Here is a 12,264-nt window from a genome sequence, read left to right as displayed (position 1 = left end):
CCGTCAGTCCGGGTAGCCCAGCGGGTTCTGGCTCTGCCAGCGCCACTGGTCGGCGCACATGTCGTCGATGTCGCGCGTCGCCTTCCAGCCCAGCTCGCGCTCGGCAAGCGACGGGTCGGCGAACGACGCGGCGATGTCACCGGCGCGACGGCCCACCACCTCGTAGGGCAGCTCGCGACCGGCGGCCCGCTCGAACGCGTGCAGCACCTCCAGCACCGAGGTGCCGTGGCCGGTGCCGAGGTTCCACGTCGACACCCGGTCGTCGACCGCGCCGAGCCGAGTCAGCGCCGCGAGGTGCCCGGCGGCGAGGTCCTCGACGTGGATGTAGTCGCGCAGCGCCGTGCCGTCGGCCGTGGGGTAGTCGTCGCCGAACACCTTGAGCTCGGGCAGCTTGCCGACGGCGACCTGGGCGATGAACGGCATGAGGTTGTTGGGTATGCCGTTCGGGTCCTCGCCGATCGTGCCGGACGAGTGTGCCCCCACGGGGTTGAAGTAGCGCAGCAACGCGATCCGCCACCGCTCGTCGGTGCGGGCGACGTCGCGCAGGATCTGCTCCTGCATGACCTTGGTCCAGCCGTAGGGGTTGGTCGCCGACGTCGGCAGGTCCTCGGCGAACGGCGGCTGGGCGCTCTCGCCGTAGACCGTCGCCGACGACGAGAACACGAGCGTGAAGCACCCGTGCCGCTGCATCGCCCGGACGAGCGCGAAGGTCGAGTCGAGGTTGTTCTGGTAGTACTCCAGCGGCACCTCGGTGCTCTCGCCGACCGCCTTGAGCCCGGCGAAGTGGATCACCGCGTCGAACTGCCGCTGCGCGAACAACGCCTCGGTCTTGTCGCGGTCGGTGAGGTCGAACGCGTGCACCTCCAGGTGCCCGCCGATCAGCGTCTCGAGCCGCGGCACGACGGTCGGCTTGGCGTTGCTGAAGTTGTCGACGACCACCACCTCGTGGCCTGCGGCTGCCAGCTGGACGACGGTGTGGGACCCGATGTACCCGGCGCCGCCGGTGACGAGGACTCGCATGATGCATGAGTATGCCGTGTGGTCGCCACGGCGACCACACGGCATACCTTGTGGTTGTTGGCTTTTCGCGCCCTCAGGCGCCGCGCTTGGCCCGCAGGATGTGCACCGGCTGGGCGGGCGCGCCGTCCTCGGGGCTGCCCTCGGTGCCCGGGTCGATGCCGCCCGCGGCGATCTGGTCGAGCACCTTCATGCCTTCCTCGGTGACGTACCCGAAGACGGTGTAGTCGGGCCGCAGCCGCGAGTCCTCGTAGACGAGGAAGAACTGGCTGCCGTTGGTGTCGGGGCCGCCGTTGGCCATCGCGAGCGTGCCGCGCGGGTAGTTCTTGCGGCTGCCGTCGGGGAAGCCCGGCCAGTTCTGCAGCGCCTTGGCGGAGTCGAGCTCGTCCTTGAACCAGTAGCCCGGGTCGCCCCAGCCGGTGCCGAGCGGGTCACCGCACTGCAACACCGACAGCGCGTACGGCGGCGTCTGGTAGGCCGTCAGCCGGTGGCACATCGTGTCGTCGAAGTACTTGCGCGCGGTGAGGTAGGCGAAACTCTGGACGGTGCAGGGGGCGAGCGAGCGGTCGAGCACCATCGGGATGTCACCGCGGTTGGTCTTGAGGGTGATCCGGACCAGGCCCTTGTCGGGGGTCTTGCGCGGGTCCTGCGGCAGGCCGGCCCACGTGGAGTAGGTCTGGTCCTCCAGCGGGGTGTAGGCGCAGGGGCCCTTGGTGGGGCCGCTCGCCGGGGTGTCCGCGGCCGAGGCGGCGGACGGCGTGAGGGTCAGGGCGCCCGCGGTGGCGAGGGCCAGGACCGTGCTGGACACGAGCTTCATTGATCGCATGCCCCGCACGATAGGGACGAAACGGGCGCCGCGCCTGACGAGATCAGCGTAGGTTTCGCGACCGCCCGCGAAACTCCGCGATGACGGCGCCGTCGCACTCGCGGGTCACCGTCACGTCGGTGAGGCCACTGCGTCCGTATGCCGCACGCGTGCGTCCCTCGGCCACGAGGACGTCGCCGAGCCGCGCCGCCGCGATGAACGTGACGTCCGCGCCCGCCGCGACGGTCGGGCGCCCGCCGGAGTTGCAGACGAGGGCGAAGGTCGAGTCGGCGAGGGTGAAGATGTAGCCGCCGTGGGCGATGTCGTGCCCGTTGACCATGTCCTCGGTGACGGGCATCGCGACGACCGCGTGGTCGAGCTCGATGGTGCGCGCGTCCATGCCGAGCGCCCGGCTCGCACGGTCGTCGGCCCACATCCGGCGGACCATGGTCAGGTCAGGGGTGCCCTCGGGGGCCGGCTCGGCGTCGCTCATGCCGACATCCTCGCGAACTTTGGCCCAAAGTTCGCCCACGCCGGGAAGGTTCCGGGCACTGGCGAACTTTGGCCCAAAGTTCGGGTATGCCGGGAGGTGGGCGCGGTGCCCACCTCCCGGCATACCCGCTCCCGGTCTGGCACGATCGGTGCCATGAACTTCCTGATCAAGGTCGCGGTCAACGCGGTGGCCCTGTGGGTCGCGGCATGGATCGTGCCCGGCATCTCCTTCGGTGACGGCAAGTTCGGCTCGAAGTTCGCGACGGTGATCCTCGTCGCGCTGCTCTTCGGCCTCATCAACGCGGTCGTCAAGCCGATCGCCAAGTTCCTGAGCTTCCCGCTGATCGTGCTGACACTGGGGCTGTTCACCTTCGTGGTCAACGCGTTCATGCTCCAGCTCACCGAGTGGCTGTCCGGGCCGCTGGGACTGTCGTTCGTGATCGACCACTTCTGGTGGGACGCCATTCTTGGCGCGCTCATCATCACCATCGTCTCGATGGTGCTCGGCTGGGTCCTGCCCGACGCCGACGACAACTGAGCCCCAGCCGCTAGGCGGGTCGGGCGTCCGCGGGGCGCTCGGCCGGGGTCGAGTCGAGGCAGCGCTGGACCGCCAGCGCGGCCTGGCGTCCGGCTCGGCTCGCGCCGATGGTGCTGGCCGACGGGCCGTAGCCGACGAGCTGCACCCGCCGGTCGCGGGCCGCGGTGGTGGCGCCCTGGACGTTGCCGCGCACCGGAAGCAGCTGGATGCCGCCGTGCTCCGAGGTGAGGTCGAGCGGTGCGAGGTGGGTGACCGCGGGCCGGAACCCGGTGGCCCACAGGATGACGTCGACCGGCTCGAAGTGCCCGTCGGCCCAGCGGACCCCGTGCGGCTCGATGCGCTCGAACATCGGGTGCCGCTCATAGGCGCCGAGCTCGGCGGCACGCTGCTCCTGCGGGCGCAGCATCAGGCCGGTCACGCTGACGACGCTCGCCGGTGGCAGGCCGGCGCGCACCCGCTCCTCGACGAGGGTCACGGCGGCGAGCCCGGCGCCGGGGTCGAAGTCCCCGGTGCGCCAGACGGGCGGGCGGCGCGTGACCCAGAGCGTGTCGGTGACGGGGGCGAGCTCACCGAGGAACTGGACAGCTGACGCGCCACCCCCGACGACGAGGACCCGCTGGCCGGTGAAGTGCTCGGGCCCCGGGAAGTCGACCGTGTGCAGCTGCCTGCCCGCGAACGACTCCTGGCCCGGGTAGTGCGGCACGAACGGCCGGGTCCACGTGCCTGTCGCGTTGACCAGCGTCCGGGTGCGCCAGGTGCGGTCGCCGGCGTGGACCACGAGCAGGTCGCTGCCGGGCTCGGGGTCCGGCTCGACGCGGTCGACCCGCACCGGTCGCACCACCGGCAGGTCGTGCCGCCGCTCGTAGTCCGCGAAGTAGGCCGGGACGACCACGTTGGCGCGGGCATGCGGGTCGTCGGTGGTGGGTGCGGTCGAGTCGGGCAGGTCGGCGACGCCGTGGACGTCATGCATCGACAGGCTGTCCCACCGGTGCTGCCACGCGCCGCCGGGTGCGTCGTCGGCGTCGAGGACGACGTGGTCGATGCCACGCCGCCGCAGATGGAACGACGCGGCCAGCCCCGCCTGCCCCGCGCCGATGACGATCGACTCGAAGATCCTGTCGTCGTGCTGCACGTGGTGGTCAACGCGCCGCCACGGTCACGTATGCCGCCCGCCGCTTGCTTGCGTCTGCGTGAACGGTTGCCCTAGCCGCCATTGACGCAGACGCAAGCAATTACAGTGACCGGCATGAGCGACAGCGCCCCGAACCTTCCCGGCGTCCGCCTGCGCGCGGCCCTCGACCAGGTCCCCGCCTACGTGCCCGGCAAGCCCGCGGCCGCGCCCGAGGGCGTCACGGCATACAAGATCTCCTCCAACGAGAACCCGTACTCGCCGCTTCCCTCGGTCGTCGATGTCATCCACGAGGCGGCCGGCGGCATCAACCGCTACCCCGACATGGCAGTCACCGGGCTGACCCAGGCGCTCGCCGACAAGCTCGGGGTGCCGGCCGAGCACATCGCCACGGGCACGGGTTCGGTGGGCGTCCTCGGCCAGGTCATCCAGGCGCTCTGCGACCCGGGCGACGAGGTCGTCTACGCGTGGCGCTCGTTCGAGGCCTACCCGATCGTGACGGCGCTCGCGGGCGCCAACAGCGTCCAGGTCGGGCTCGATGACCACGCGCGCCACCGGCTCGACGCAATGCGTGCGGCGATCACCGACCGCACCAAGGTCGTCATCGTCTGCACGCCCAACAACCCGACCGGGCCGATGGTGACCCACACCGAGCTCGAGCGCTTCCTCGACGACGTCCCCGACCACGTGCTCGTCGTCATCGACGAGGCCTACGTCGAGTTCGTCACCGGCGACGACGCCCCGCGCAGCATCGACCTCTACCGCGAGCGCCCGAACGTCATGGTGCTGCGCACCTTCAGCAAGGCCTACGGCCTGGCCGGACTGCGAGTGGGGTATGCCGTGGCGCACGAGCCGGTGGCCCAGGCCTTGCGCAAGACGGCCGTGCCGTTCGGGGTCAACTCGATCGCGCAGGCAGCCGCCGTGGCGTCGCTGGAGGCGTACGACGAGCTCAAGGAACGCGTGGACTCCCTTGTGGCAGAACGCACCCGGGTCGTCGAGGCGTTGCGCGGCCAGGGCTGGTTCATCCCCGACACCGAGGCCAACTTCGTGTGGTTCGGGCTGGGGGAGCGGTCGGCTGCCTTCGCCGAGGCGGCGCAGGAGGCGGGGTTGACCGTCCGTCGCTACGGCGACGACGGCGTTCGGGCGACCATCGGCGAGACCGAGGCCAACGACGTGCTCATCAAGGTCGCGGGCGACTTCCTCTCGGACAACCCGGTCAACCCTTCCTGAGGCGGCTGCGGGCGTCGGCTCCGTCGACTCCGCGTCGCCCCGAGCAGGACGCCGCCCACCACGAGTGCGGCCCCGACCCACTCCCAACCGCGCGGGCGCTCGCCCAGCACGAGCCACGCGGCGGCGATGCCGGTGACGGGCACAAGCATCGAGAACGGCGCCACCGAGCTGGCGGGGTGCCGGCCAAGGAGCCACGCCCAGGTGCCCGACCCGACGACGGTGGCAACCACCACGGTGTAGGCCAGACCGGCGAGCGCCCACAGGCCGCGGCTGCTCGTCAGGACGTCGGCGTCGAAGGCGGCGGCGATGCGGGCCGGGCGCTCGACCGCCAGGGACAGGGCCAGGAGCGGCAGTGGCGGCACGACGCTCATCCAGAGCGTGAGGCGCAGCGGGTGGACCGGACCTGCGCGCCGGACCGCGAGGTTGCCGAACGCCCAGCCCAGCCCACCGAGGACGGTCAGCAGGAACGGGAACCACGCCGCCACCGCACCGCGTGCGACCCCCACGACTGCCAGCCCGGCGACCGCCACGACCACCCCGACCGCGCGGCGCCGGGTCAGCCGTTCGCCGGCCATGGCCACACCGAGCAGGACGGTGAACGGTGCCGAGCACTGGAGCACCAGCGACGCCAGGCCGGTTGGCATGCCGGCCGCCATGCCCCAGTAGAGGAAGGCGAACTGGGCGACGCCGAACCCGGCGCCGTAGAGCAGCAGCCACCGCCAGGCGATGCGCGGCCGCGGCACGAACAGCAGGGCCGGCACGGCGAGGGCGGTCCACCGCAGGGCGGCCAGGAGGAACGGCGGGAACGCCTCGAGCGAGGCGTGGATCGCGAGGAAGTTGACGCCCCAGATGGCGGCGACGAGGACGGCGAGGGCGCGGTGCCGGACGGGCATGGCTCCTCCGTTCGAGGTAATCGGTGACCGGATCCGGGGCGCGGATTACCTCGACCCGGTGGGAGAACCACTGTCACGCGCCAAACTCATCAGCACCAGCGAAGAATTGTGACTAGACCATTTAGGCTGCCTACATGGATGTCCGGCACCTGTCGCTCCTGCGCGAGCTCGCGGACCGGGGGAGCGTGGCCGCGGTCGCGCAGGCCACGCACCGCACCCCCAGCGCGGTATCGCAACAGCTGCGCACCGCCGAGCGGGCACTTCGGGTGCGCCTCGTCGAGCCGGCCGGACGCGGCATACGCCTCACCGACGCGGGGCGACTGCTTGCGGAGGCGGCCGGCGACGTCGAGGCAACTCTCGCCGCCGTGCAGGCGCGGCTCGACGAGTTCCGCGGGCGGCCCGTCGGAACGGTGCGGATCGCGGCGCTCGCGAGCGCCGCCGAGTTCCTGCTGCCCGCGGTCACCGGCGAGCTGGCCGCCGAAGGCATCGAGGTCGAGCTGACCGACATCGACGTGTCCGAGGGCGACTACGCCCGGTGGGCCGCCGACCACGACATCGTCATCGGCCACAGCCTCGCCGGACCGGTGCCCGCCGACGCGAGCACCCTCGCCCACCGGGTGCTCGCGCGTGAGCCGATCGACGTGGCCCTTCCCGCTCGGCACCCGCTGGCGCGCAAGGAGATCCTGAACCCCCGCGACGTCGTCGACGAGACCTGGATCGGGGTCCCGACCGGCTACCCGTTCGCGACGCTGCTCGAGGCGGTGGAGCGCTCCGCGGGACGACCCGCCCACGTCGCCCAGCGCCTGCGCGACAACCGGCTGGTGCGCTCCTACGTCGCCACGGGCGCGGGCATCGCGATGCTGCCCCGGTTCACCACCCTCGTCGACGACGACGTGGTGCTGCGGCCACTGCGCGGTGTCAACGCCAAACGGTGGGTAGTCGCGCTGTCGCGCCCCGACCGGGCGGAGCGGGCCGTGGTGCGGCGCACCGTGACGCGGCTGCGCGCCATCGGTCGCGCCGCCGAGTAAAGGCGACCTGACCTGCGGTTTTCTTGGTGAAGTCTTTACGTTCCTCTCCCGCCGCGAGCAGCGGGCCAGCCGCGAAACTGACCCGACGTGCCCGGTCCGCACCGGGCAGCGACTCGCAGCACACGGAGGACTGCGAGGCAACTCGAAGGGAACCCCCACGTGAGATCTCCACGCCCCACGCGCCGCGGCATCACCGCGGTCGCAGGACTGGCGACGGCTGGTGTCGTCGCCGCCACGTTCGCCACGGCGGCGAACGCCGCACCCCCCGGTGACCCCGGCAGCGGAGTCGACCGCGCCCCCAAGGCGCAGGCCCCGACCAGCAAGGTCAAGAAGTCCGCGCCGAAGGACAAGCTCGGCTCGCACGACCGGCAGCTCCTCGCCAAGGCCGAGAGCACCGGCGCCAAGCGCGTCACCATCATGGTGGCCACCGACAAGGGCGACAGCGCCGCCGCGGTGAAGAGCATCCGGGCGGCCGGTGGCACCCCGCTCACGGTCAGCGACAAGCTCGGCTACGTCAGCGCCAGCGTGCCGACCGGCAAGGTCGACGGTCTCACCAAGGCGGGCTCGATCCTCGCGATCGACCTCGACGAGAGCATCCCGCTGCCCAAGCCGCAGGAGGTCAAGACGTCCAGCGGTCGGGCGGCGGCCGCGACCGGGCCGGGCGCGTCGACGCCCGACGACAACCCCTACATGCCGACCCGTGACATCGGGTCGATCGCGTTCAAGACGGCCAACCCGACCTGGGACGGCCGCGGCACCACCATCGGCATCCTCGACTCCGGTGTCGACCTCGACTCGCCCGCGTTGCAGAAGACCAGCACCGGTGAGCGCAAGATCGTCGACTGGGTCACCGCGACCCACCCGCTCACCGATGGTGACGGGTCGTGGCGCGCGATGCTCACCTCCGTGACCGGGCCGACCTTCACGTATGCCGGGTCGACCTGGACCGCTCCCTCCAGCGGCACCTACCGGATCAACCGGGTCGCGGAGAACATCTCCAGCGCCTCCGACGCGGCCGGTGACTTCAACCGCGACGGCGACACCACCGACCGGTGGGGCGTCCTCTACGACGAGACCACCCACGACATCTGGGTCGACGCCAACCAGGACTTCACCTTCTCGGCCGACGAGAAGATGCGGCCCTACAAGGAGAAGTTCGACGTCGGCCACTTCGGCACCGACAACCCCGACACTGCCATCTCCGAGTCGATGCCCTTCGTCGTCGAGTACCGCGAGGACGTCGACCTGACCCCCGCCGGCATGCCGGGGCAGAAGGCCGACTACGTCAACATCGGCGTCGTCGAGTCCGCGCATGGCACCCACGTCGCCGGGATCACCGCCGCGAACGGCCTGTTCGGCGGAAAGATGAACGGCCAGGCGCCGGGCGCGAAGATCGTGTCGAGCCGCGCCTGCAGCTGGGGTGGTGGCTGCACGGCCGTCGCCCTGACCGACGGCATGGTCGACCTGGTGGTCAACCGCGGCGTCGACGTCGTCAACATGTCGATCGGTGGCCTCCCGGCCCTCAACGACGGCAACAACGCCCGGGCCCGGCTCTACGACCGGCTCATCAACGACGAGGGCGTGCAGCTGGTCATCTCCGCCGGCAACAGCGGCCCCGGCATCAACACCGTCGGTGACCCGTCGGTGGCGACCGACGTCATCAGCGTGGGGTCCTCGATCACCAAGGAGACCTGGTCGGCGAACTACGGCAGCGAGGTCACCAGCCCCCTCAACCTGCACAACTACTCCTCGCGCGGCCCGCGTGAGGACGGCGGCTTCAAGCCCAACGTGGTTGCGCCCGGCTCGGCGATCTCGACGATCCCGACCTGGCAGCCCGGTGGCCCTGTTCCCGAGGCCGGCTACTCGCTGCCGCCCGGTTACGCCATGTTCAACGGCACGTCGATGGCGTCGCCGCAGACGGCCGGTGCCGTGTCGCTGCTGCTGTCGGCCGCCAAGGCCAGCAACGTCGCCGTGACCCCGCGCCAGCTGCGTGACTCGATCTACACCTCGGCGAAGTTCGTGTCCGGTGTCGAGGCCCTCGCCCAGGGCGCGGGCCAGGTCAACGTCCCCGGTGCGTGGTCGCTGCTCAAGGGCAAGTCGGTGGCGCAGGACATCACCGTGACCGCCCCGGTCTGCACCGAGCTGTCCGACTTCCTGGCCGTCCCTGACCAGGGCACGGGCGTCTACAACCGGTGCACCGCGGCCAACGGCGGCCAGGTGTTCGGCGAGAGCAAGACGTACGTCGTCCAGGCCACCCGCACCAGCGGCGCCTCCGGCCGGGTCGCGCACAACCTGCGTCTCGTCGGCAACGACGGCACGTTCACCCTGCCGGCGACCAGCCGCCCGATGCCGCTCGGCGGCACGGTCGACATCCCGGTCAAGGCCCGGACGTCCACGCCCGGCGCCCACTCGGCGATCCTCGAGATCGACGACCCGGCGACCCCGGTCGTCGACAAGCGGGTGCTCCTCACGGTGGTGCTGTCCCAGGACCTCGCCGCCCCGGCATACAGCCAGACCCAGAAGGGTTCGGTCGAGCGGAACCTCACCAAGAAGCTCTACGTGAGCGTTCCGCAGGGTGCCAAGGCGCTGCAGGTCAACCTCAGCGGTGTCGGCGCGAAGGACCAGGTCCGCTGGATCGCGTTCAACCCGTACGGCGTCCCGGTGGAGTCGACCGCGTCGACGGCCTGCTTCACCAACTACAGCGCCCCGAGCTGCAACAGCACGTCGCGTGCCTACGCGAACCCGCTGCCCGGCATCTGGGAGCTCGAGGTGGAGGCGCGTCGCACGTCGCCGTCGCTGGTCAACCCGTACACCCTCACCGCCGCGGTGCAGGGCGTGACGGTCGACCCGGCCAGCCAGACGCTGGCGTCGGTCACCAAGGGCCAGCCGGCCCCGGTGAAGTGGACCGTGACCAACCAGTTCGGCCAGGTGACCGCCACCCCGCAGGGTGGGCCGCTCGGCAGCTCGGTGAACGGTCGCAAGACCATCGCCAACCACGAGGTGCAGGAGTTCACCGTCGAGGTGCCGGCCGGTGCCACGCGGCTCAACGCCAGCATCGGTGGGACGTCCGACCCGGGCGCCGACCTCGACCTGTTCGTGCTGCGCGGCGGGACCGTCGTGGCCCAGCAGGCCGACGGTGACTCCGAGGAGGCCGTGACCATCGCCAACCCGCCCGCGGGCACCTACACGGTGCGTGTCGACGGGTATGCCGTGCCGTCCGGGAGCACGCAGTACAACTACCTCGACGTGTTCTTCAGCCCGGCTCTCGGCTCGCTCGCGGTCCCCGCGACCCCGTTCGAGCTCGCGCCGGGTGCGTCGAAGGTCGTCGAGGGCACCCTCACCGCCAACGCCGAGCCGGCCGCCGGCCGTCAGCTGTTCGGTGAGATGCGGGTCGTCTCCGGCCAGGGTGCGGTGCTCGGCACCGGCTCGGTCATCGTGGGAGCCGTGACTCCGTAACCCGTTGTCCCGCAACACCCCTCACGCAACACCACTGGACCCCGCGGCCGTCTCGGTCGCGGGGTCCAGTGCGTGGGCGGTGCGGTGTGGCGTGTTGGGTCGTGTGGTCGGCCCTAGCTGCGCGTGACTTCCTCGACCCACAGCGCGGTGCCCTGCTGGCAGGTGGTCATGAGGTCCGCACGCACCTGCCCGCGGACCGTCACCGTGGTGCCCGGCTCGAGCTTGGCCAGCTCGCGGGTGTCACCGACCAGGGTGAACGTCTCCTGCGCTGTCGTCAGCACGAGGCACCCGGCCTCGACCCCGTCGTCCACGGTCCCCTCGACGGTGACGGCGCGGCCACGCGGCGAGGTCGTCACGGTGAGGTCCTCGACTGGTGTCGTCGCCGAGCCGCCCGGCACCGGCGTCGTCCGGCCCGGTCCAGGGTCGCTGCTGCCACACGCGGTCAGCAGCAGCATCGCCAGGACCGCGAGGAAGACTGGTCGTGCGGGCATGCCCCCATCGTTCACCATGACACCGGTCGGCGCGCCCACCCGGCCGGCCCACCGGCATACTGCCTGCATGGTCGAGACCTGGTTGCCCCCTTACGTCGCGAGCCCCGAGCGCTACGACGGTCGGATGCCGTACCGGCAGGTCGGCCACTCCGGTCTGCGGCTGCCGGCGGTGAGCCTTGGCATGTGGCACAACTTCGGCGACGACAAGCCGATGGACGTCCAGCGCGACATCCTGCGCCGCGCGTTCGACCTGGGCATCACGCACTTCGACCTGGCCAACAACTACGGCCCGCCCTACGGCGCAGCCGAACGCAACTTCGGGGTCCACTTCGCCCGCGACTTCCGGCCCTACCGCGACGAGCTGATCATCAGCTCCAAGGCCGGCTGGGACATGTGGCCCGGCCCCTACGGCGACGGCGGCTCGCGCAAGTACCTCATCGCCAGCCTCGACCAGACCCTGAAGCGCACCGGGCTCGACTACGTCGACATCTTCTACAGCCACCGGCCCGACCCGGACACCCCGCTCGAGGAGACGATGGGCGCACTCGCCTCGATCGTCAAGCAGGGCAAGGCGTTGTATGCCGGGATCTCCAGCTATGGCCCCGAGCTCACCGACAAGGCACGCAAGATCCTCGCCGACATGGGCGTGCCGCTGCTCATCCACCAGCCGAGCTACTCGATGCTCAACCGCTGGGTCGAGGGCGGGCTGCTCGAGGTGCTCGGGCGCGAGGGCATCGGGTGCATCGCGTTCAGCCCACTCGCCCAGGGGATGCTCACGAACAAGTACCTCGGCGGCATACCCGAGGGGTCGCGGGCGGCGGCCGGCAAGTCGCTGTCGCCCGACCTGCTCACCGACGAGGCGCTGGCGCACATCCGGGGGCTCAACGACCTCGCCGCCTCGCGCGGGCAGACGCTCGCCCAGATGGCGCTGGCGTGGGCACTGCGCGACGAGCGGGTCACCTCGGTGCTCATCGGCGCCTCCAGTGTCGGCCAGCTCGAGGACTCGGCCGCGGCCGTGAAGAACCTGAGCTTCACCAAGGAGGAGCTGGCCACGATCGACCGCGACGCCGTCGAGGCCGGCATCGACCTCTGGCGCACCCAGTCCCAGCTCTCCTGACCCCGGCTCCCCCCGCAAAACGGGGGTTGCGTGCATGAAACGGGGGCCACGACACCCCGTTTCATGCA

The 12,264-nt window shown here is 71.1% G+C and carries 11 protein-coding genes; 5 read left to right on the top strand and 6 right to left on the bottom strand.

Features of this window, described 5'->3' with window-relative positions; genetic code table 11:
• Positions 1–3: 3 nt before the first annotated feature.
• The 3 genes from galE to paaI form a co-directional block, all read right to left on the bottom strand.
• A complete protein-coding gene (galE, locus tag HJG52_RS15270; protein ID WP_171244462.1) occupies positions 4–1,020 on the bottom strand; it encodes a UDP-glucose 4-epimerase GalE in 1,017 nt (338 codons plus the stop codon).
• A 73-nt stretch (positions 1,021–1,093) separates the two neighbouring features.
• A complete protein-coding gene (locus HJG52_RS15265; protein ID WP_206070868.1) occupies positions 1,094–1,843 on the bottom strand; it encodes a peptidylprolyl isomerase in 750 nt (249 codons plus the stop codon).
• Between the two features lie 43 nt (positions 1,844–1,886).
• Positions 1,887–2,315: a hydroxyphenylacetyl-CoA thioesterase PaaI gene (paaI, locus tag HJG52_RS15260; RefSeq protein ID WP_240978057.1), complete on the bottom strand. Its 429-nt coding sequence runs from the start codon at positions 2,313–2,315 to the stop codon at positions 1,887–1,889.
• Between the two features lie 153 nt (positions 2,316–2,468).
• Here paaI and HJG52_RS15255 point away from each other — a divergent pair, with 153 nt between their 5' ends.
• Entirely contained in the window at positions 2,469–2,852 is a 384-nt protein-coding gene (locus HJG52_RS15255) for a phage holin family protein (protein ID WP_171244461.1), read from the top strand.
• A gap of 10 nt (positions 2,853–2,862) precedes the next feature.
• Here HJG52_RS15255 and HJG52_RS15250 read toward each other — a convergent pair whose 3' ends face one another.
• Complete coding sequence (locus HJG52_RS15250; protein WP_346767767.1) at positions 2,863–3,984, bottom strand: NAD(P)-binding domain-containing protein; 1,122 nt, start codon at positions 3,982–3,984, stop codon at positions 2,863–2,865.
• 114 nt (positions 3,985–4,098) lie between these two features.
• Here HJG52_RS15250 and hisC point away from each other — a divergent pair, with 114 nt between their 5' ends.
• Entirely contained in the window at positions 4,099–5,211 is a 1,113-nt protein-coding gene (gene hisC, locus HJG52_RS15245) for a histidinol-phosphate transaminase (RefSeq protein WP_171244460.1), read from the top strand.
• On the opposite strand, the gene HJG52_RS15240 is transcribed toward hisC, so the two are convergent.
• Complete coding sequence (locus HJG52_RS15240; RefSeq protein WP_171244459.1) at positions 5,103–6,104, bottom strand: EamA family transporter; 1,002 nt, start codon at positions 6,102–6,104, stop codon at positions 5,103–5,105. The two genes, hisC and HJG52_RS15240, sit on opposite strands and share 109 nt — an antisense overlap.
• Before the next feature lie 134 nt (positions 6,105–6,238).
• On the opposite strand from HJG52_RS15240, the gene HJG52_RS15235 reads away from it, so the two are divergent.
• The gene (locus HJG52_RS15235; RefSeq protein ID WP_171244458.1) at positions 6,239–7,132 is read left to right on the top strand and encodes a LysR family transcriptional regulator; all 894 of its coding nucleotides are present in this window, start codon (positions 6,239–6,241) and stop codon (positions 7,130–7,132) included.
• Positions 7,133–7,291: 159 nt separating this feature from the next.
• A complete protein-coding gene (locus HJG52_RS15230; protein WP_346767765.1) occupies positions 7,292–10,588 on the top strand; it encodes a S8 family serine peptidase in 3,297 nt (1,098 codons plus the stop codon).
• Between the two features lie 113 nt (positions 10,589–10,701).
• Here HJG52_RS15230 and HJG52_RS15225 read toward each other — a convergent pair whose 3' ends face one another.
• Positions 10,702–11,079, bottom strand: a complete 378-nt coding sequence (locus HJG52_RS15225) for a hypothetical protein (protein ID WP_171244457.1) — start codon at positions 11,077–11,079, stop codon at positions 10,702–10,704.
• Between the two features lie 67 nt (positions 11,080–11,146).
• On the opposite strand from HJG52_RS15225, the gene mgrA reads away from it, so the two are divergent.
• The gene (gene mgrA / locus HJG52_RS15220) at positions 11,147–12,196 is read left to right on the top strand and encodes an L-glyceraldehyde 3-phosphate reductase (RefSeq protein WP_206070866.1); all 1,050 of its coding nucleotides are present in this window, start codon (positions 11,147–11,149) and stop codon (positions 12,194–12,196) included.
• The last annotated feature ends 68 nt before the right edge of the window (positions 12,197–12,264 follow it).

The sequence above is a fragment of the Knoellia koreensis genome, assembly GCF_013041615.1.
GTDB classification, from domain to species: Bacteria; Actinomycetota; Actinomycetes; order Actinomycetales; family Dermatophilaceae; genus Pedococcus; species Pedococcus koreensis.
Note: the sequence above shows the minus strand (reverse complement) of the source record. Positions and strands in the feature narration are given on the sequence as shown.

Bases quoted from the DNA above. Each gene is read 5' to 3' on its own strand.
- galE (WP_171244462.1), bottom strand. From the start codon at position 1,020: ATGCGAGTCCTCGTCACCGGCGGCGCCGGGTACATCGGGTCCCACACC.
- HJG52_RS15265 (WP_206070868.1), bottom strand. From the start codon at position 1,843: ATGCGATCAATGAAGCTCGTGTCCAGCACGGTCCTGGCCCTCGCCACC.
- paaI (WP_240978057.1), bottom strand. From the start codon at position 2,315: ATGAGCGACGCCGAGCCGGCCCCCGAGGGCACCCCTGACCTGACCATG.
- HJG52_RS15255 (WP_171244461.1), top strand. From the start codon at position 2,469: ATGAACTTCCTGATCAAGGTCGCGGTCAACGCGGTGGCCCTGTGGGTC.
- hisC (WP_171244460.1), top strand. From the start codon at position 4,099: ATGAGCGACAGCGCCCCGAACCTTCCCGGCGTCCGCCTGCGCGCGGCC.
- HJG52_RS15240 (WP_171244459.1), bottom strand. From the start codon at position 6,104: ATGCCCGTCCGGCACCGCGCCCTCGCCGTCCTCGTCGCCGCCATCTGG.
- HJG52_RS15235 (WP_171244458.1), top strand. From the start codon at position 6,239: ATGGATGTCCGGCACCTGTCGCTCCTGCGCGAGCTCGCGGACCGGGGG.
- HJG52_RS15225 (WP_171244457.1), bottom strand. From the start codon at position 11,079: ATGCCCGCACGACCAGTCTTCCTCGCGGTCCTGGCGATGCTGCTGCTG.
- mgrA (WP_206070866.1), top strand. From the start codon at position 11,147: ATGGTCGAGACCTGGTTGCCCCCTTACGTCGCGAGCCCCGAGCGCTAC.